This window comes from Symbiopectobacterium sp. (genome assembly GCF_047692315.1).
In the GTDB taxonomy this organism is placed as follows: domain Bacteria; phylum Pseudomonadota; class Gammaproteobacteria; order Enterobacterales; family Enterobacteriaceae; genus Symbiopectobacterium.
Genome location: NZ_JBLLJS010000005.1, coordinates 100,947 through 121,732, shown reverse-complemented (window position 1 = coordinate 121,732; position 20,786 = coordinate 100,947). Strand labels below are relative to the sequence as shown.

At 55.2% G+C, this 20,786-nt stretch carries 15 protein-coding genes and 3 pseudogenes; 1 reads left to right on the top strand and 17 read right to left on the bottom strand.

Features of this window, described 5'->3' with window-relative positions; genetic code table 11:
* Positions 1-12 precede the first annotated feature (12 nt).
* The 13 genes and pseudogenes from ftsQ to mraZ all read right to left on the bottom strand — a co-directional run bounded on the left by ftsQ (position 13) and on the right by mraZ (position 14,358).
* Complete coding sequence (gene ftsQ, locus ACMZI0_RS02110) at positions 13-855, bottom strand: cell division protein FtsQ (protein WP_415671767.1); 843 nt, start codon at positions 853-855, stop codon at positions 13-15.
* A gap of 1 nt (position 856) precedes the next feature.
* Positions 857-1,777, bottom strand: a complete 921-nt coding sequence (locus tag ACMZI0_RS02105) for a D-alanine--D-alanine ligase (protein ID WP_415671766.1) — start codon at positions 1,775-1,777, stop codon at positions 857-859.
* A 2-nt stretch (positions 1,778-1,779) separates the two neighbouring features.
* Positions 1,780-3,240 carry a UDP-N-acetylmuramate--L-alanine ligase gene (gene murC / locus ACMZI0_RS02100; RefSeq protein WP_415671765.1) on the bottom strand — a complete coding sequence of 487 codons (1,461 nt, stop codon included), beginning with the start codon at positions 3,238-3,240 and terminating at the stop codon, positions 1,780-1,782.
* Positions 3,241-3,336: 96 nt separating this feature from the next.
* Positions 3,337-4,401 (bottom strand): undecaprenyldiphospho-muramoylpentapeptide beta-N-acetylglucosaminyltransferase, encoded by a 1,065-nt coding sequence (gene murG, locus ACMZI0_RS02095; protein ID WP_415671764.1) that lies wholly within the window; start codon positions 4,399-4,401, stop codon positions 3,337-3,339.
* Positions 4,398-5,600: a cell division protein FtsW gene (gene ftsW, locus ACMZI0_RS02090; RefSeq protein WP_415671763.1), complete on the bottom strand. Its 1,203-nt coding sequence runs from the start codon at positions 5,598-5,600 to the stop codon at positions 4,398-4,400. The genes murG and ftsW overlap by 4 nt, the downstream gene beginning before the upstream one ends.
* The gene (murD, locus tag ACMZI0_RS02085) at positions 5,600-6,910 is read right to left on the bottom strand and encodes a UDP-N-acetylmuramoyl-L-alanine--D-glutamate ligase (RefSeq protein ID WP_415671762.1); all 1,311 of its coding nucleotides are present in this window, start codon (positions 6,908-6,910) and stop codon (positions 5,600-5,602) included. The genes ftsW and murD overlap by 1 nt, the downstream gene beginning before the upstream one ends.
* A gap of 4 nt (positions 6,911-6,914) precedes the next feature.
* Positions 6,915-7,997: a phospho-N-acetylmuramoyl-pentapeptide-transferase gene (mraY, locus tag ACMZI0_RS02080; RefSeq protein WP_415671761.1), complete on the bottom strand. Its 1,083-nt coding sequence runs from the start codon at positions 7,995-7,997 to the stop codon at positions 6,915-6,917.
* Positions 7,991-9,352, bottom strand: a complete 1,362-nt coding sequence (murF, locus tag ACMZI0_RS02075; RefSeq protein ID WP_415671760.1) for a UDP-N-acetylmuramoyl-tripeptide--D-alanyl-D-alanine ligase — start codon at positions 9,350-9,352, stop codon at positions 7,991-7,993. The genes mraY and murF overlap by 7 nt, the downstream gene beginning before the upstream one ends.
* On the bottom strand, positions 9,349-10,836 hold the full coding sequence (gene murE / locus ACMZI0_RS02070) for a UDP-N-acetylmuramoyl-L-alanyl-D-glutamate--2,6-diaminopimelate ligase (protein ID WP_415671759.1): 1,488 nt from the start codon (positions 10,834-10,836) through the stop codon (positions 9,349-9,351). Before murE ends, murF begins: the two co-directional genes overlap by 4 nt.
* Positions 10,823-12,585: pseudogene (locus tag ACMZI0_RS02065) on the bottom strand (peptidoglycan glycosyltransferase FtsI). The gene murE and the pseudogene ACMZI0_RS02065 overlap by 14 nt, the downstream one beginning before the upstream one ends.
* A gap of 37 nt (positions 12,586-12,622) precedes the next feature.
* Positions 12,623-12,943, bottom strand: a complete 321-nt coding sequence (gene ftsL, locus ACMZI0_RS02060; RefSeq protein ID WP_415671758.1) for a cell division protein FtsL — start codon at positions 12,941-12,943, stop codon at positions 12,623-12,625.
* Positions 12,940-13,881: a 16S rRNA (cytosine(1402)-N(4))-methyltransferase RsmH gene (gene rsmH / locus ACMZI0_RS02055; protein WP_415671757.1), complete on the bottom strand. Its 942-nt coding sequence runs from the start codon at positions 13,879-13,881 to the stop codon at positions 12,940-12,942. The genes ftsL and rsmH overlap by 4 nt, the downstream gene beginning before the upstream one ends.
* Before the next feature lie 18 nt (positions 13,882-13,899).
* A complete protein-coding gene (mraZ, locus tag ACMZI0_RS02050; protein WP_415671756.1) occupies positions 13,900-14,358 on the bottom strand; it encodes a division/cell wall cluster transcriptional repressor MraZ in 459 nt (152 codons plus the stop codon).
* Positions 14,359-15,229: 871 nt separating this feature from the next.
* On the opposite strand from mraZ, the gene ACMZI0_RS02045 reads away from it, so the two are divergent.
* The gene (locus ACMZI0_RS02045; protein WP_415671794.1) at positions 15,230-15,670 is read left to right on the top strand and encodes an L-alanine exporter AlaE; all 441 of its coding nucleotides are present in this window, start codon (positions 15,230-15,232) and stop codon (positions 15,668-15,670) included.
* A 92-nt stretch (positions 15,671-15,762) separates the two neighbouring features.
* Here ACMZI0_RS02045 and cra read toward each other — a convergent pair whose 3' ends face one another.
* From cra to ACMZI0_RS02025, 4 genes and pseudogenes are all read right to left on the bottom strand, one after another.
* Positions 15,763-16,767, bottom strand: a complete 1,005-nt coding sequence (gene cra, locus ACMZI0_RS02040) for a catabolite repressor/activator (RefSeq protein ID WP_415671755.1) — start codon at positions 16,765-16,767, stop codon at positions 15,763-15,765.
* A gap of 190 nt (positions 16,768-16,957) precedes the next feature.
* Positions 16,958-17,449, bottom strand: a complete 492-nt coding sequence (ilvN, locus tag ACMZI0_RS02035) for an acetolactate synthase small subunit (RefSeq protein WP_415671754.1) — start codon at positions 17,447-17,449, stop codon at positions 16,958-16,960.
* A 2-nt stretch (positions 17,450-17,451) separates the two neighbouring features.
* Positions 17,452-18,299 (bottom strand): annotated as a pseudogene (locus tag ACMZI0_RS02030) (thiamine pyrophosphate-binding protein).
* A 317-nt stretch (positions 18,300-18,616) separates the two neighbouring features.
* Positions 18,617-20,390, bottom strand: a pseudogene (locus ACMZI0_RS02025) (AMP-dependent synthetase/ligase).
* Positions 20,391-20,786 lie beyond the last annotated feature (396 nt).

Genomic DNA, 20,786 nt, shown 5'->3' with positions numbered 1-20,786 from the left:
CTGATTCTGTTGCTAATTACCGTTCTGTTTTTGATCAACGTCTTTTCGCTGAGCGTTTCCCTGCTGCTGATCCAGCAGAGGCGGTGCCCACCCTATCGCGGCACCGGTGTCGTAGCGTAAGTCCACGTAGCTAACACGTTTGTTGTCGTTCTGGGCCTGCCGTTGCAATAACGGATAGAGCTCAAGAAAACGTTCCAAACGTCGGGCTCGCTCATCACGCCCCAATTCCAGACAGATGTCGTCTTCCAGCCCTAACTGCCACGAATGTCGTGCACTCATCGCCACCATTTTTAATGTCAGCTTATTGCTTGCCAACACCTGACTCATGGTGCGGTATCCTTCCAGCACATCTTCTTCACTGCCTTCTGGCCCATACAGCAGCGGCATTTTGCGATTACCGACGCGCTCTGCGGGCACACTGAAGGAATTTCCCTCTGCATCCACCATAAGCAGATCATTCCACCGTGCTACGGGCACATATTCAACCAGATGAATCTTTAATTCGTCTGGCCACTGCTTCCGTACGCTGGCCTGTTTAATCCACGGCAGACGTTCAATCTGCTGCTGGATCACATTCACATCCTGCGTCATAAAGGTGCCCGGTGACCCCAGAGACAATATCGCCTGGCGAATATCATCATTGGTGGTGTAGTGCCGTTCACCGGTCACCACCAGGCGGGACAGCGGTAGCCGGCTAGCATCTTTCATCCACTGCAGCACCATCCAGCCGCCCCACAGTATGGTGCCCAGCACCATCAGCAGGAACAGCACCCCCGCTAACTGCCCACCATTGCTGCGACGCCCGCCTTTCGGCTCTTCGTCGCGTCCGCGCAAATTCCGCGCCGCCTGCGACATATCAAACAGCCGAGGCCAGGATCTGCGCGACAAGCTGTGAGAAGCTCATCCCGTGCTGTCGCGCTGCCATCGGCACCAGACTGTGATCCGTCATGCCTGGTGAGGTATTCACTTCCAGCAGGTAAAATGCACCGTCGGCGTCCTGCATCAAGTCAACTCGCCCCCAGCCGCGACATCCCAATGCTGCAAAGGCGGCCTGCGCCAGTTCACCAATGGCCTGCTCCTGCTCGACGGCCAACCCACTGGGACAAAAGTACTGCGTCTCGTCCGAGAGGTACTTGGCGTCGTAATCGTAAAACGTGCCTGCCGCCTGAATACGGATGGAGGGCAAAACCGTCTCGCCCAACAGCGCTACCGTGTATTCCGGCCCACTCAACCACTTCTCAACCAGCACGTCGTCTTCATGGCGAAAAGCCGTTTCCAGTGCAGCCACCAGCGCATCCTGCTGCGTCACTTTGCTCATGCCAACGCTGGAACCTTCACGGCTCGGCTTCACCATCAGCGGCAACCCGAGGTGTGCACAGGCTGTCTGCACCTGTTCAGGCGTTAACGAGCGATACTGTGCCCGCGTTAATACCACATAAGGCACAATCGGCAATCCCAACGCCTGCCACACCAGCTTGGTGCGCCACTTATCCATGGTCAGCGCTGAAGCCATCACGCCGCTGCCGGTATAAGGCAGTTGTAAAAACTCCAGTACCCCTTGCAGCGTGCCGTCTTCACCGCCACGGCCATGCAGCGCGATAAACACTTTGTCAAACCCCGCCTCTTTCAGGCGAGTGACCGGAAAATCGCGCGGGTCAATGGCTTCGGCATCAATTCCAGCCTCTTTTAATCCGGCAATCACCGCTTGCCCGGAACGCAGTGACACTTCACGCTCCGCCGACGTTCCGCCCAGCAGTACTGCGACTTTTTCCGCCATACTCACTCCGCAACCTGAGGTTGTAAGCGGGTATCCGCCAGTTTACGCGCCAGCTTACCAACATTACCTGCGCCTTGAATCAGCACCAGATCGCCATCCTGCAACGTCGGTGCCAGCAGCGTGGCCAGCATATCCGGATCGGTAACCAGAATCGGATCAACCTTGCCACGTCCACGAATGGTTCGGCACAGCGAGCGGCTATCTGCTCCTGGGATCGGACTTTCTCCCGCCGAGTACACATCCAGCATCAGCAGTACATCCACTTGCGACAGCACGTGGGCAAAATCATCATACAGATCGCGCGTGCGCGTAAAACGGTGCGGCTGAAACACCATCACCACGCGTTTTTCCGGCCAGCCGGCACGGGCGGCTTTGATTGTCGCATCCACTTCTGCCGGGTGGTGACCGTAGTCATCCACCAGCATCACGCTGCCTGCGCTGCCATTCACCGCAGCCAGAGGGAATTCCCCCAGAAAATCGAAACGACGTCCGGTTCCCTGGAAGCTCGACAGCGCGCGCAAAATTGCCGCGTCGTCAATGCCTTCTTCCGTCGCCACCGCCACGGCTGCTGCCGCATTCAGTGCGTTATGGCGACCCGGCGCATTCAGCGTAACCTGCAACAGCGGCTTACCCTGACGTGCCAGCGTAAAGTGCCCCTGCGCGCCGGACTGCCGGTACTCTGCGACACGCACGTCGGCATCGTCGCTAAACCCATACGTAGTGATATGACGTCCCACGCGCGGCAGCAATTCACGAATCACCGCATCATCCACGCACATCACTGCACGCCCATAAAACGGCAGGTTGTGCAAAAAGTTGATGAACGTCTGCTTTAAATTTTCAAAATCACCCTGATAGGTATCCATATGATCTGCTTCGATATTGGTGACAATCGCCACCATCGGTTGCAGATGCAGGAAGGACGCATCGCTCTCGTCGGCTTCCGCAATCAGGTAACGGCTGGACCCCAGACGCGCGTGCACGCCAGCCGCTTTTACCAGACCACCGTTGACAAAGGTCGGATCCAGACCTGCCTCGGCATAAATACTGGCCACCATCGCCGTGGTTGTGGTTTTGCCGTGCGTTCCGGCAATCGCGATACCGTGGCGAAAGCGCATTAACTCAGCCAGCATCTCCGCGCGGCGGATCACCGGAATACGCGCCTCGTGGGCTGCAACGATTTCCGGGTTATCAGCATTAATGGCGCTGGAGACCACCACCACGCTCGCATCTTTCACGTTCTCAGGGCGGTGATGAAAATAGATCTGCGCCCCCAGCGCCGCCAACTGTTGTGTCACCGCATTCGGTGCCAGGTCAGAGCCGCTGATGTGGTAACCTTCATTCGCTAACACTTCGGCAATACCGCCCATGCCAGCACCGCCGATGCCGACAAAATGGATGTGCCGCACGCAATGCATTTCGAGCACGATGGAACGCAGTTTTGCCAATTGCTGTGTATTCACTTTTTCTACCGCTACCTTTTCACTTGTACTTCATTCACTTGTCATGAGGAGGATGAACAACCTTCACCCCACGCATTCTGCGCTTTCCGGTGCGCATTAACGCGCTGCTGCGGCCACTTCTGCGGCTACGCGTTCGGTGGCATCCGGCATCGCTACGGAACGGGCGCGCTGCGCCATATCGCGCAGCGTGGCGCGATCCCAACCGGATAGCACATCGCTTACTGCATCCACACTCAGCGTGGACTGTTCAATAATTTTGGCGGCACCCGCCTGCTCCAGCGGCAGCGCATTCCAATATTGCTGCCGGTCTTTGTGCTGAAAGGGCACAAACAGCGCGGGCAAACCGGCGGCGGCAATCTCACTGACGGTCAGCGCACCGGAGCGGCATACCACCACGTCAGCCCAGCTATAGGCTTGCGCCATGTCGTCAATAAATTCGGTGACCTTGTGCTGTGCGGCACCTGCCGCTTCATAAGCCTGCTGCACCTCGGCCAAGGTGCCTTTGCCCGTCTGGTGCCAAATCGTTACGTTGGCACCAAGTCGCGCCGCGACGTCCGGCAACGTGCGATTCAATATCCAAGCACCTTGACTCCCGCCTACCACCAGCACACGAATCGGGCCTTCACGCCCGGCCAGACGCTCGTCCGGTGCGGGCAAAGCCAGCACATCGGTGCGAACCGGGTTACCCACTACGTCAGCATTGGGAAACGCACCGGGGAAAGCCTGCAATACCTTGCGCGCAATGCGCGACAGCCAGCGGTTGGTTAACCCTGCAATGCCGTTTTGCTCATGTAACACCACTGGAATACCGCACAGCCACGCCGCCAGACCGCCCGGCCCAGACACATAGCCTCCCATGCCCAGTACCACGTCCGGCTGGTAGCGTTTCATAATCACTTGCGCCTGACGCACAGCGCGAAAAATACGTAATGGTGCACACAACTGTGCGACAATACCTTTGCCGCGCAAGCCAGAAATGCGAATAAAATCAATCTCAATGCCGTTTTTTGGCACCAAATCGGCTTCCATGCGATCGGCGGTTCCCAACCAGCGAACCTGCCAACCCTGCGCCATCAAATGATGCGCGACCGCCAGTCCCGGGAAGACGTGTCCTCCGGTACCACCAGCCATCACCATCAAGCGCTTACCTTCGCCACTCATTTGGCACTCCTCGTGAACGCCTGCGCCTTGGTCAGGCGCGTCTCAAAATCGATCCGCAACAACAATACGATCGCGGTCGACATGATGATCAAACTCGAGCCACCGTAACTGATTAACGGCAGCGTCAGCCCTTTGGTAGGCAACATTCCCGCGGCAGCGCCGACGTTTACCAGCGTTTGGAAACTAAACCAGATGCCGATAGAACACGCCAAAAAGCCGGAAAAACGCTGATCGATCTCCAGTGCACGCTTGCCGATGGACATGGCCCGAAAAGTGACGAAGAATACCATTAACAGCGCCAAAACCACACCGATATAGCCGAGCTCTTCACCTAAAATGGAAAAAATAAAGTCGGTGTGCGCTTCCGGTAAATACTCCAGTTTCTGCACCGAGTTTCCTAATCCTTGTCCCCATAACTCACCGCGACCAAATGCCATCAGCGATTGGGTTAGTTGGTAACCACTGCCAAACGGATCGTCCCACGGGTTCCAGAACGAGGTCACACGGCGCATACGGTAAGGTTCTGCCACAATCAGCAGCCCGACGGCAAACATGCCACAGCCAATGATGGCGAGAAACTGCCACAGTTTGGCCCCCGCGAGAAACAGCATCGCCAGCGTAGTGATAAACAGCACCACCGCCGTTCCCAGGTCTGGCTGTGCCAGCAGCAGCACGGCCAGCACCACCATCACGCCCATCGGTTTGCAAAAACCCCAGAAGTTGTTACGTACTTCTTCTACCTTGCGCACCATGTAGCTGGAGAGGTAGCAAAACAACGCCAGCTTCGACAACTCCGCCGGCTGCACACGCAGCGGCCCCAGCGCAATCCAGCGCGAAGCACCATTTACCGAACTGCCTACCACCAGCAGCACCAGCAGCATCACCAGTGTGAGTACCAGCAATATCGGGCTGTAACGTTGCCAGACTTCCATCGGCACGCGCATGGTGATCAGTGCCAACGCAAATGCCAAACCAATATAGAACGCATCGCGCTTGGCAAAAAAGAACGGGTCGCTGGTCAGACGCTGCCCCACAGGCATGGATGCCGATGTCACCATCACGAACCCAATGACTGCCAGCCCGAACGTCAGCCAGAGCAGGGTGCGGTCATACATCACGATGCTCTGCACATCGCTTTCCCGCGTCCCCATGACCCAGCTTTTCAGTCGTTCAATCACTGACAGCCCAATAAAACGCATCAGCCAAGCTCCTCCGCCAGACGGGCGAACTCATCGCCACGGTGTTCGAAACTCTTGAACTGATCGAGGCTGGCACACGCCGGTGACAACAGCACCAGATCGCCCGGTACCACTCGCGTGGCAAGCAAGCGCATCGTCTGTTCCATCGTCTCGGTTTGCTCGGCAATCTCAGGACGCAGCGCCGCCAGTTGAGCGCCATCACGCCCGAAGCAATACAGGCGGATATTGTCACCCTGGACATAACGCAGCAGCGGCGAAAAATCTGCCGACTTGCCGTCGCCACCCAACAGCAAATGCAGTGTACCTTCGACCTGCAACCCGTTGAGCGCCGCTTCAGTGCTGCCGACGTTGGTCGCTTTGGAATCGTTAATCCAGCGCACGCCGTTACGCTGCCACACGCACTGGAAACGGTGCGGCAAGCCGGTAAAGGTAGTGAGCGCCGTCAACGCCGGGGCGCGTGGAATACCCACCGCATCCGCCAATGCCAGCGCCGCCAGCGCGTTGGTGTGGTTATGCTGCCCCACCAGAGAAATCTCTTTGGTATTCAAAACGCGCTCGCCTTTCACACTCAGCCAGTTTTCGCCCTGCTGGGTGTTGAGGTGATAGTCTCCCACATCAACGCCAAAACTGATGCAGCGCGTATCCGCACCTTTGATCGGCATGGTCAGCGCGTCATCCGCGTTCACGACACACACCTGCGCATTGTCATAGATACGTAACTTGGCAGCACGATACTGCTGAATACCAAACGGATAGCGGTTGGTATGATCTTCCGTCACGTTGAGAATGGTGGCGGCCGCAGCGCGCAGGCTGGAGGTGGTTTCCAACTGGAAGCTCGACAGTTCCAGCACGTAAAGCTGGCACGGCTGTTTGAGCAGCGTCAGTGCAGGCAGGCCAATATTCCCGCCAACACCCACCTGCCAACCGGCCGCCTTGGCCATTTCACCCACCAGCGTGGTGACCGTGCTTTTACCGTTGGCACCAGTAATGGCAACGATCGGCGCCTGCGCTTCACGGCAAAACAGCTCGATATCGCCCACAATCTCCACGGCAGCGGCATCCGCCAGCGCCGGTGTTGCCAGTGCGATGCCAGGGCTGGCGACAATCAGGTCGGCTGCCAACAACCAGTCTTCATTTAACGATCCCAGATGGCGATCAACCTCGGCAGGCAGCTTATCCAGACCAGGCGGACTAACACGGGTATCCACCACGCGCGGCGTGACACCGTGCGTCAGGAAGAAATCAACGCAGGAAAGCCCGGTGATTCCCAGGCCAATAATGACAACGTTTTTACCCTGATAGTCCATCATAGTGTTACCGTACCTTCAGCGTTGCCAGGCCAATCAGCACCAGCATCAGCGAAATAATCCAAAAACGCACAATCACGCGCGGCTCTGGCCACCCTTTGAGTTCATAGTGATGGTGAATTGGCGCCATACGAAAGATACGCTGCCCGCGTAGCTTGAATGAACCGACCTGAAGGATTACCGACAGGGTTTCGACCACGAACACCCCGCCCATAATCACCAGCAAGAATTCCTGACGCAGCAGGACGGCAATGGTCCCCAACGCGCCGCCAAGGGCCAACGAACCTACATCGCCCATGAACACCTGTGCCGGATAGGTGTTAAACCACAAGAATCCCAACCCAGCGCCCACAATTGCCGTACAGACAATAACCAATTCACTGGCGTGGCGGATGTAAGGAATATGCAGGTAACCGGCAAAATTCATGTTACCCGTCGCCCACGCCACCAGCGCGAAGCCCGCCGCGACAAACACCATCGGCATGATCGCCAGGCCATCCAGGCCGTCGGTGAGGTTAACCGCGTTACTGGTGCCGACGATGACAAAGTAGGTCAGCAAAATGTAGAGCAAGCCCAGTTGCGGCATCACATCTTTAAAGAAGGGCACCACCAACTGCGTGGCCGGCGTGCCTTTACCGATGGCATACATGGTGAAAGCCACCACCAGTGCAATCACCGATTGCCAGAAGTATTTCCAGCGTGCAATCAAGCCCTTGGTGTCTTTGCGCACCACTTTGCGATAATCATCGACAAAACCGACGATACCGTAGCCCAGCAGCACCAACAGCACGCACCACACATACAGGTTGGAAAGATTGGCCCACAGCAACACCGAAACAATAATCGCTGCCAGAATCATGACGCCGCCCATGGTAGGCGTGCCCCGTTTACTGAAATGAGATTCTGGTCCTTCGTTGCGCACCACTTGCCCAATCTGCAATTTTTGCAGCCAGGCGATCAGGTGCGGTCCCATCCATAAGGAGATCACTAACGCGGTCAGCAGGCTGACAATGGCGCGAAACGTCAAATACGAGAAGACGTTAAAGCCGGAATAAAACTTGACCAGATGTTCGGCCAGCCACACTAACATGCTGCATTCTCCTGTAATGCGTGTACCACATGCTCCATCGCAGAACTCCGGGAGCCTTTAACCAAAATGCTGATCGTTGCGTGCGCAGACAGCAACGTTTTCAAACGCGCTACCAGCGCCGCCCGATCGGGAAAATGTTCGCCACATTCGCAGGCCGAGCTGATTGCCTGACTCAATGTGCCAATGCTCAATACCGCGTCAATGCCAGCATCACGCGCCGCTTCACCCACTTGCTGATGACACGCCTCAGCATCCTCACCGAGTTCACCCATGTCACCCACGACCAGCACGCGGTAACCCGGCATCTCTGCCAGCGTGTGCACCGCCGCCGTCATCGACCCGACATTGGCGTTATAACTGTCGTCCAGCAGCAGTTTGCTCGCCGCCAGCGTGATGGGAAACAGCCGACCCGGCACAGCCTTCAACTGCGCCAAGCCGTCTTTCACCTGCTGCAATCCTGCGCCCACTGACATCGCCAATGCGGCTGCCGCCAGTGCGTTCGCCACGTTATGTCGACCCGGCAGCGGCACGTTGACTTCCAGCGAGCCAAACGGCGTATGCAATTCAAAGAGGGTGCCCGCGCCTTCAACGCGAATATCACTGGCGTAATAGTCAGTGTTTTCACCTTGCTGCGGCGAAAATTGCCACACCGTTTTGTCGCGCAGCACGTCATGCCAACTCGACAGGTCATTGCTGTCGGCGTTAATCACCGCGATACCCTTGGTGGGCAACCCGTTGAAGATTTCCCCTTTAGCCCGCGCCACGCCTGCCAGCGATCCAAAACCTTCCAGATGGGCTGCTGCCAGATTATTCACCAACGCGCTATCCGGACGCACCAGATTGGTGGTGTAGGCAATCTCACCAATATGGTTCGCACCCAGTTCAATCACTGCGAAGCGATGCTCCAGCGTAAGGCGCAGCAGCGTCAACGGCACGCCAATATCGTTGTTGAAATTGCCGTCGGTATACAGCACGTCGCCACACTGGCGCAAAATCGCTGCCGTCATCTCTTTGACGGAGGTTTTGCCAGAAGAGCCCGTCAACGCCACCACGCGCGCAGAGGATTGACGACGCATCCAGGCACCCAGCTCGCCCAACGCCAGACGGGTATCGCCCACCAGCAGTTGCGGTACGTCGATAGGTAAGTGCTTACTGACCAACAGCGCAGCCGCGCCGCCGCGCACGGCCTGATGGGCATAATCATGAGCGTCAAACTTTTCACCGCGCAGGGCGATAAACAGGCAACCCTGCGTCAATTTCCGGGTATCGGTACACACCGTATCCACTGCCACATCTTCACCGAGGAGCGTGGCATTTAACGCTGTGGCCAGTTGCTGCAACGTGACGCGAATCATGCGATCACCCCCAGCAGACGCGCGGCAGTCACGCGATCGGAATAATCGAGGCGCTGGTTACCCACCAGTTGATAATCCTCGTGGCCCTTGCCTGCAATCAGCACCATATCATCAGGTTTGGCCTGCATAATGGCGCTGGTCACCGCTTCGGCGCGACCGTGAACGGCCAGTACCCGTCCGGCATCAACCAGACCGGCGAGAATATCTTTCACGATAGCCTGCGGCTCTTCACTGCGCGGGTTATCGTCCGTCACCACAACACGATCGGCCAGTTGCTCCGCGATGGCCCCCATAAGTGGGCGCTTACCTTTGTCACGATCGCCGCCACAGCCGAATACACACCACAGTTGCCCTTTACAATGCGGGCGGGCCGCCGCCAGCGCTTTCTCCAGCGCATCCGGCGTATGGGCGTAATCCACGATAACGGTAGGTTTACCCGGCGCTTTAAACACTTCCATCCGGCCGCAAACCGGCTGCAATTGTGCGCCCGTTTCAGCCAATCTATCCAGCGGATAACCAAGAGAAAGTAACGTTGCCAGCGCCATTAGCAGATTACTGACGTTAAATTTACCGATAAGGCGACTTTCGATACGACCGCGGCCCCAGTTGGAATCAAACGCAATCGACGCGCCTTCATCGTGATAATCAACCGCAGTGGCCTTCAGCCAGCGTCCACGGCATCCCGGTACCAGATTATTGTGCAGCGTCACCGCCACGGCATCCGGCAACTGCGCCAGCCAGCGCTGTCCCACTTCATCGTCGGCGTTAATGATCGCCTGACCCACTTTATGTTCCGAGAACAGAGACCACTTGGCGGCCTCATAGCTTTCCATATCGCCGTGGTAATCAAGATGATCGCGACTCAGGTTGGTGAAAACCACCGCCGCGAACGGCAACGCCGCAACGCTATGCTGCACTAACCCGTGGGAGGAAACCTCCATCGCCGCAAAGGTCGCTCCTTGTTCGACCAACTGATACAGCACATGCTGTACGTCGACTGCCGAGCCCGTGGTGTTCGCGGTGGGATTGACGCGCCCCAACAGACCATTACCCACGGTGCCCATAACGGCGCTGGTATCGCCCAGAAGTTGGCTCCATTGGGCTAACAGCTGTGTCGTGGTGGTTTTGCCGTTGGTGCCAGTGACCCCGACCAGCCGTAATTTTTCAGCAGGCTGCTGATAAAAGCGCCCCGCCAGTGCAGATAAACGCTGGTTCAGGTTACTCAGATACACGACGGGAACGCCGTGCATTTCACGCACGGTGCCATCGGCAGCTTCACCGTCTGCCTCTGCCACCACGGCTGCGACCCCTTGCGCAATGGCCTGGGGAATATAGCGACTCCCGTCCGCGCTGTGGCCAATCACGGCCACAAACAGATCGCCCGCCGCTGCAACACGGCTATCCAGCGTCATTTCCCGCAGTTGGCGTGGTGGGACATCCTGCACCCACGGTGCCAGTAAATCGCACAGATTACGATCTGCCACCTGAAACTCCTTTATGGTTAATCACAAAATCATTTTTATCGCCCACGGGAGCGCATCCGGCTCGATGTTCATGGTACGCAATACGCCGCCCATGATGGCCCCAAACACTGGCGCAGAGACCGCACCACCGTAGTAGTTACCCGCCTTGGAATCGTTAATTACCACCACCAGCGCGAAGCGCGGGTTGCTGGCAGGCGCAACACCGGCGGTGTAGGCAATGTATTTGTTGATATATTTGCCATCAGGGCCGACTTTTTTCGCCGTACCGGTTTTGATGGCAACACGATATCCCTTAATCGCCGCCTTGGTTCCCCCGCCGCCCGGCAAGGCAACGCTCTCCATCATGTGCACCACCGTTCGTACGATGGGTTCGGCAAAGACGCGCTCCCCTGGCACCGGTGGATCGACTTTGGTGATAGAGAGCGGACGATAGATACCATAGCTACCGATGGTGGCGTAAACGCGCGCCAGTTGCAGCGGCGTCACCATCAATCCATAGCCGAAAGAAAAGGTGGCCCTCTCTATGTCAGACCACCGTTGTTTTTGAGGATATAAGCCACTGCTTTCTCCGACCAACCCCAAATTGGTCGCTTTTCCCAAGCCAAAACGCGAGTAAGTTTCTACCAGCGCTGAGGAGGGCATCGCTAACGCCAGTCGTGAAACACCGACGTTACTCGACTTCTGTAATATCCCGGTCAACGTGAGTTCCGCGTAGCGGGCGACGTCTTTAATCTCATGACCGTTGATGTAATAGGGCAATGTGTTGAGCAGACTGTTCTCTTTCACCACGTTACGTTGCAGTGCCGTCATCACCACCATGGGTTTTACCGTCGAACCCGGTTCAAAAATGTCGGTGATGGCGCGGTTACGCATGACGTCGGTGGGGGTGCCCGACAGATTGTTCGGGTTATAGGAAGGGCTGTTGGCCATCGCCAACACTTCGCCGGTGTTCACATCCACCAGCACGGCAGTGCCGGATTCCGCGTTATTGAACGCCACCGCGTTATTCAACTCGCGGTAGACCAGCGCTTGCAGGCGTTCGTCAATGCTCAACATCAGGTTATGCGCCGCCTGGCTGTCAACCGAAGAGATATCCTCAATCACGCGGCCAAAGCGATCTTTACGCACCGTGCGCTCACCCGGTTGCCCGGTCAGCCAGCGGTCGAAGCTTTTCTCAACCCCTTCAATCCCCTGCCCGTCAATGTTGGTAAAACCAATCAGATGAGACGTCACCTGACCTGCGGGATAATAGCGACGTGATTCCTGACGCAGATAAATGCTAGGCAGCTTGAGTTTGTGGACATATTCGCTAATCGCGGGATTCACCTGACGCGCCAGATAGACAAAGCGCCCTTTCGGATTGGCGTTAATTTTTGCCGCCATCTGGTCGAGTGGCAGATCCAGCGCATCAGAAAGCGCTTTCCAGCGGGTATCGAGCGACACGCCGCCGTGTTCGTTTAACTCTTTCGGATCGGCCCAGATGGCGTTAACGGGCACACTAACCGCCAAAGGACGCCCGGCGCGATCGCTGATCATGCCGCGCGCGGTGGGAACTTCCTGCACGCGCAGGGAACGCATATCCCCTTCGCGCACCAGTTTATCCGGGTTGATCACCTGCAAATAGGCGGTGCGCAACATCAGCCCCACCATCGCCAGCAATATGCCTGAACAAAGCAACGCAAAACGCCAGCTTACAAAGCTGGCCTTATCTTCCTGTCGTTTCAACTTTCCTGTGCGCGCTGCTTTCATGCCAAATGAGTACCTATGCTCTCATGCTTAACCAGATTCACTGTTTGACTACGATATTTTCCTGCGCCGGGTCCACGTGCCCCATATGCAGTTTTTCCGTTGCGATACGTTCCACCCGGCTGTGATCGCCCAAGGCGTTCTCTTCCAGGATCAGGTTGCGCCATTCGATATCCAACGCATCACGCTCCAACAACAACTGTTCCCGCTGCGCGGTCAACAGACGCGTCTTGTGCGCCGTCGTCACTACCAGCACCGCAGACACCAACGAAGCAATCAGCAGTAGCAGCGGCAACTTGCCGTGACGAAGAATGTCCTGGCCGATAATCCCCGCCAGGCTGTGCCGCTCATTTCTTATCATTCCGGTAGCCGTTCCGCGATACGTAAAACGGAGCTGCGCGCTCTCGGGTTTTCTGCCACTTCCGCTTCCGGCGGCATCATCTTGCTAACCGTTTTCAGCGTCTGACCGCCTTGTGCACGCAGCTGTGCTTCGGTAAGCGGTATTCCCGCCGGCACCTGCGGCCCGCGGCTGTGATGACGCATAAAGCGCTTCACAATACGATCTTCCAGCGAATGAAAGCTGATGATCGATAAACGCCCTTGCGGTGCCAATACGGTCAGCGCGCCGTTAAGCGCCTGCTCGATTTCGTCCAACTCGCTATTGATATAGATACGGATCGCCTGAAAGCTGCGCGTCGCCGGGTGCTTGTGCCGCTCTTTCACCGGGCTTGCTGCCGCAATCAACTCGGCCAACTCACGCGTGCGCGTCATCGGCTCTGTGCGGCTACGTTCAGCAATCGCGCGCGCGATGCGTTTGGCAAAACGTTCTTCACCGAAGGTTTTCAGCACCCAGGCGATGTCATCGGCTTCTGCCGTTTGCAGCCATCCGGCAGCCGACTGCCCGCGCGTCGGGTCCATGCGCATGTCCAGCGGCCCATCACGCATAAAGGAGAAACCGCGCTCAGGATCGTCTAACTGCGGCGATGAGACGCCCAAATCAAGTAGCACACCGTCAATGCGCCCGGTTAATCCCAGCGTATCCACGTAGCTTGCCAGTGCTGAAAAAGGTCCGTGAACAATAGAAAAGCGTGAATATTGAATGGCCTCTGCCGCAGCAATGGCTTGAGGATCGCGATCGATGGCCACAAGGCGTCCTTCCGGTCCAAGACGAGAAAGGATCAAGCGCGAATGGCCACCACGGCCAAACGTGCCATCGATGTAAGTGCCGTCAGCGCGGATATTGAGGCCATTCACCGCTTCATCCAACAGCACCGTGGTATGGTTATAATTTTCCGGCATGTATTTCTTTCAGCATGACTACGGTGATAAATCCTGCAATCTCTCCGACAACGGAGCCTCAGAGGATTGCTCAGCGTCGATATCGTCCTTGACCTGTTGATACCAGGCCTGCTCATCCCACAGTTCAAACTTGTTGAACTGGCCGACCAGCATCACTTCTTTCGTCAGGCTCGCATGTTGCCGCAGCGTGCTGGCAATCAGCAGACGCCCGGCATTGTCCATCTGACACTCACTGGCATGCCCCAACAGCAACCGCTGCACGCGGCGCTCAGCAGGGTTCATGCTCGACAGACGCGACAATTTTTGCTCAATCACTTCCCACTCAGGCAAGGGGTAAAGCAGCAGACAGGGCTGATGGAGGTCAATGGTGCAAACCATCTGACCTTGCGATGTCTCCGACAGCGTTTCCCGATAACGGGTAGGAACGGCGAGCCGACCTTTACTGTCGAGGTTAATCAGCGTAGCCCCACGAAACATGCTCGAGTTACCCCTTCATTACCCTTTTCACCACTTTATCCCACAAATTCCCACATTGAAGAGTTTACGGAGGGTATGAAAACCTTGTCAAGCCAGAGCGGGCGCGCTTTGGAATTATTTCTGCCTCAAGATGGACATGAATGCAGTAAAAAGGAATAACAGCCGGAAATTAAGGGGGATTAACGCCATGAAAATTTGAGGAAAAATTATTTCTGGATAAACAATCAGAAAGAGAGTAATAATTCCTCATTTTTACTTAAATTTACCATTAATCATAAAACGCTCGTGACATCATCGTCGCACCCGCTATCCATAACCCGCGCCGAGCGCATGCCTGCGGCATACTCCAGCCAGATACCGGTCACATTTTTACCCTAAAAGTCGGTCAGCCCATTCCTCTTTTACAATGATGTCTGCGCGCTATTCTATTTTCTTTTTACCAATGATGCTGCCAATTTTTCTTTATTTAAGGTTACGAAAAACAATTGGGGCTTTTTACCCGCATCAACTAAATTCGCGGGTTAATTATTATATTATAAGAGTATTCCTAAAACCCATACTTTCGGCACTGCTATTTGGGTTAAGAGAGAGAGCGATTTTTCTCTCGTAAAGGGGCATCCAAACTGAAAAAACACAAGCAATTGTTTATAAATACAATTCTACGCTTAGCCGCGCTTAATAAACCGCCATGCCACCTTTCTTCTATTAAGTAGCGCCCATAAGAAAAAAGCATGAAAAAATAAAAATTAATCGCTACTTACAAGTTCAACATCCAGTGAAGTACACTACGCACATAAAATACACCAACACAATTAACTGCATTTTCCCATTTAACTGTATAACGGGTTCTCTCTGCATGTTCTCCCCTGGCATGTTCTCCCCTGAATCCCTGCTACGTAGTGCGGTGGCGGACACAGTCGCTATGGTAATCTACTGTTTTATAATGGGTATGCTAATCGAGATCCTGCTGTCTGGCATGAGTTTCCAGCAGTCGCTTTCCTCGCGACTGGTGTCGATACCCGTTAACATTGTTATTGCCTGGCCCTACGGCCTGTACCGCGATCGCATCCTGAGCCTGTCTCAGCGCTACGTGACTCACGGCACCTGGGTAAAAAATCTGGCAGATCTGTTTGCCTACGTCAGCTTGCAATCTCCGGTGTATGTCGCCATCCTATGGTTCATTGGTGCCAACCCGCAGCAGATCGTCGCAGCGGTAACCAGTAACGTTATGATATATATGGTTATGTTTGTCGCCTACGGTTACTTCCTCGATTACTGCCGCCGCCTGTTTCGCGTCGCCGTGCCGGGCTGAAAATCGGGCCGACACTGCAACTATCGCTAAAATGCAGGCAACAAAAAAGCCATCCTGTGTCAGGATGGCTTTTTATTAGGAATAATCCCAAACTAGCGACGACTGAGTGAGCCACGTCGGTAGAGACTGCGCCGAATGCGCGTCAAACCGGGCTTGGGCTTCTTCGGTTCATCCAGGCTCGCCAGCACCAGCTCCAACACCCGCTCGGCCACTTCACGATGACACTGCGCCACTGACAGCACCGGGCATTCAAGGAAATCCAGCAGTTCGTTGTCACCGAAGGTGGCAATCGCCAAATTGTTTGGCAACCGCCCGCTCTGCTTCAGGGTAATGTCCATCACCCCTTGTAACAGCGGAAATGAGGTAGTGAACAACGCCTGCGGCATGGGGTGATGCTGCAAATACTCTTCAAAAGCCGCCGCTGCCGCCGAACGCTCGTAGCTATTGGCATAGAGGAAATTCACCTGACGCGGATCCTCGGCCCACGCCATGCGGAATCCCTGCTCGCGCAAGAAACTGACAGAAAGCTCCGGCAGCGCCCCTAGATAGAGCACGGACTCCGCCGGGATCTTGCGCAGTTCCCGCGCCAGCATTTCCGCATCTTCACAATCCGCTCCCACAACGCTGGTGAAGTGCTCACGATCCAACGCGCGATCCAGCGCGATAATCGGCAAGCTATCTCCAGCCCAACGCTGGTAGAACGGATGCTCCGGTGGGAGCGCCGTCGACACGATAATGGCATCAACCTGACGTTGCAGCAGATGCTCAATGCAGCGCATTTCGTTATCTGGCTGATCTTCAGAACAGGCAATCAGTAATTGATAACCGCGCTGACGTGCCTGACGCTCAAGATAATTCGCAATTTTGGTATAGCTGGTATTTTCCAGATCCGGAATCACCAGCCCGATAGAACGGGTACGCCCAGCGCGTAATCCAGCAGCCACCGCATTGGGATGATAATTGTGCTCGCGCACCACCGACATCACTTTTTCTACGGTTTTATCACTGACGCGGTATTGTTTGGCTTTGCCATTGATAACGTAGCTGGCGGTAGTGCGTGAAACGCCCGCAAGGCACGCGATTTCATCCAGTTTCACGTTAGCCCCTTTAAATAAGCTGGATAATAAAAAATAGGGATGTCCATATTTTAAGCATGGATATCGTGTAGATCTAACCGCAGAAGCTGATAATCAGCAACCGCTTTATTGTTATTCGGGGTTATCGAGACAAAAATAAAAGGCTCGCCAGCACGACGAGCCCCTTTATCATAGATCAGCAGAGAGGAATTTAGCGCATAATCTTATCGCCGTGTGACACGCCAACGATACCGGAACGCGCAACTTCAACAATTTCTGCCACATCACGCACCGCACTCAAGAACGCATCCAGTTTGTCACTGGTACCAGCCAACTGTACGGTGTAAAGCGTTGCGGTGACATCCACAATCTGACCACGAAAAATTTCCGTACTGCGCTTCACTTCTTTCCGACCATAGCCCGTGGCCTGCAATTTCACTAACATGATTTCACGCTCAACGTGCGAACCTTGTCCCAGTTCGCTCACGCGCAGCACGTCTACCAGCTTATGCAGTTGCTTCTCAATTTGCTCGATAACCTTGGCATCGCCCACCGTCTGGATGGTCATGCGCGACAGCGTCGGATCGTCGGTCGGCGCTACCGTCAGGCTTTCGATATTATACCCACGCTGGGAAAACAGGCCGACAACGCGCGACAATGCCCCAGATTCGTTTTCCAATAACACAGATAAAATCCGGCGCATGATCAGGTCCTCTCCATTTTGCTTAACCACATTTCATCCATGCCGCCACCGCGGACCTGCATGGGATAAACGTGCTCACTGCTGTCGATGGTGATATCGACGAACACCAGCCGGTTTTTCACCGCCAGTGCTTCGCTCAGCTTGCTTTCCAATTCCTGCGGCGACGTAATGGCGATGCCAACATGCCCATAGGCTTCCGCCAGTTTGACGAAATCCGGCAGCGACTCCATGTAGGAGTTGGAATGTCTTCCTGAGTAGATCATATCCTGCCACTGCTTCACCATGCCGAGGAAGCGGTTGTTGAGGTTGATCACCACGACAGGCAAATCATACTGCAACGCGGTAGACAGCTCCTGAATGTTCATCTGGATACTGCCATCACCGGGCCAGGACACCCGCTCGATGCCAGATAGAACGCCTTCTTCAACACCGTTGGCACATCTTCAGCCTGCTTGACCAGAAAGCTGTGCTTCACGACCGGACGCGAAATACCGACCATGTCGCATTCCTGAAACGCGTCATAACCGATAAGCGATGTCGCTACCTGGCCAGATAACACCACCATCGGGATGGAATCCATGTAAGCCGTGGCAATGCCGGTAATGGCATTGGTGGCACCGGGGCCCGAGGTGGCCAGCACCGCGCCGACATCGCCGGTGGCGCGCGCGTAACCATCCGCCATGTGAACCGCACCCTGTTCGTGGCGCACCAGGATATGGTCAATGCCGCCCACGGTGTGTAGCGCATCGTAAATATCCAATACCGCCCCGCCCGGATACCCGAACACATATTTCACGCCCTGATCGATCAACGATCGAACCACCATTTCGGCGCCTGACAACATCTCCATGGGATTGCCTCTTTTCGTTCTGATAGCGGCGTCGCGGCACTGGCATCACAGCGCGACGCGCGTCATTGTCTTATCCAGAATTTGAATATAGCCGATTACCATAACGTTAGACGATGACACAGGCAAACGAGGGAAGCGAGAGGGGGCACTAGCAGGAAACGGGTTTACACCGTCGGAAAGGATTCGCTTAAGATAAAACGCTGAGCGGCGTCATCGCGGATGGTGATTATTCCGCGATGGCAGAGAATTGCAGCGAGAAATTTTCATCAAAAAAGTTAAAATTTCGTGTAGACCGCCCGCTGCATATTGACGCTATTTCATTCGCCGTACATGGCATCGATTTCCAGCTGATAGAGCTGTGCGACAATCTTACGCCGCAGCTTCAATGTCGGCGTCAATTCGCCGCTCTCCATAGAGAAAGGGGTCGCCAGCAAGGTAAAGCGTTTGACCTGCTCCACCCGCGACAGCTCTTTTTGCATCTCACGCGGGCGTTGTTCAAACAGCTCAATAATGTGACTGTGGCGTAACAGCTCAAGGCGATCGTGATACTTGAGATTGACCGACAGCGCGTACTCTTCCAGCGCTTCAAAGCAAGGCACAATCAATGCAGACACGTATTTTCGGGCATCGGCGAACGGCCACCTGCTCGATAAAGCGGTCTTGTCCTAACGTGCCTTCCAGATGCTGCGGCGCGATATATTTTCCGCCGGAGGTTTTCATCAGGTCCTTCAGCCGCTCGGTGATATGCAAGTTACCCTGCGCATCCAGTTTCCCGGCATCGCCGGTTTTCAGCCAGCCATCTGCGGTGAACGCCTCAGCGGTCTCCTGCGGGAGGTGGAAGTAACCACGCATCAGCGTAGCACCGCGCACCTGAATTTCGTTTTCGTCACCAATGCGCACTTCAATACCGGGCAGCGGTGTGCCAATAGAACCCAGACGCACTTTGCTCTCTTCCCAACAGATACCGTGGTACAGGTTTCCGTCATGCCGTAACCGTAAATGATGCGCACGCCCATCGACTGGAAAAACAGAATGATATTGTCATCCAGATGCGTACCGGCCGCGGGCATAAAGCGAACCTTACCGCCAAGCAGTTGGCGCAATTTGCTCAGCACCAGACGATCGGCTACGCGGTGCAGCAACGCCTGCAACGGCGAGCGTGATTTACCCGCAATGCGTGCCAGAAACGTTTTGCGACCCTGCGCAATAGCCCAGTTAAACAGCGTGCGGCGATACCAAGGGGCCTGTGCGACTTTTTCGTGGATGGCGCTATACACTTTCTCATAGAAGCGCGGCACCGCACACATCACGGTCGGTGAGACTGCCTGCATGGCATTGCGTACCAGATTGGTATCGGTCAGATACACATTTTGCGCACCGGTATGCATCATATAAAACGACCAGGCGCGCTCAAACACATGGGACAGCGGCAGGAAACTCAGTGAGATATCGTCCTGCGACACGCAAAGGCGCTCATCGTGCGGCTTAAGCACCATCGCCATGTTGGCGTAATCCAGCATCACGCCCTTCGGTTCGCCAGTGGTGCCGGAGGTGTAGATCAGCGTGAAAAGATCGTCCAGTCGGCGCTCATTGATGCGCTGTTGCAGCGCAGGCTGCCAGTAGGCGTCATCCACATCGGCTTCAAAGGCTGCCAGCGTTAACGCCAATGGGCAGTGATGCAGGTTTACTGTGTCATCGAGCACAATAATGCGCTTAAACTGCGGGCACTCCGGCAACAGCGCCAATACGGCATCATATTGCGGCTGTGAACCGACAAAAATGGTGCGGATATCCGCGTCATTGATGATAAACGCAGCCTGTGTGGCAGTGTTGGTGGCATAAATCGGCACGGTCACACCACGCACATACCAGCGTAGCGAGATCCGCCAGTGACCAGTTCAGCGAATTATGAGAGAACAACGCGACACGCTCTTGGGCATCAATCCCCAGCGAGAGCAGTGCACAGGCGATGCGGCGGATACGCACACCGGCCTGAAACCAGGTGAGCTGCGTTTCGCCAGCAGCAGACCATTCACGCAGTGCGGTACGGCCGGAACAATGGGCGATCTGGTGTTGGATGCGTTCAACCAAATGGTATTAACAAATAGGTAGACATAATAAAAATGAGCCTGAGAAATTTCAGCGTACAACTGTTTATTATTTTGGCGCAGTCTACTGATCTTGCCAGAAACCGCAACGATCTTTCACATTGGCATGATGGAAGGTTGACACCACGCACATCTGCTCGTTGGCGCTGCCCGTATGCTTTGGCGAAGCAAACGATTTCGTCGCGAGATAAAACCGCGCACGACGCGATTGCCACAAATGCTTGACATACCCACAAGAATCAAGTACCAATAAAAGCACGAGCGATGTCATCCCCGCGGTTGAGCGGTGTGTGGCAAATTTAATAGCTAACGAGATCAGACGAGACATCATGTTCAAACACACTTTCCTACTAGTCCTACTACTACATGCATCAACATT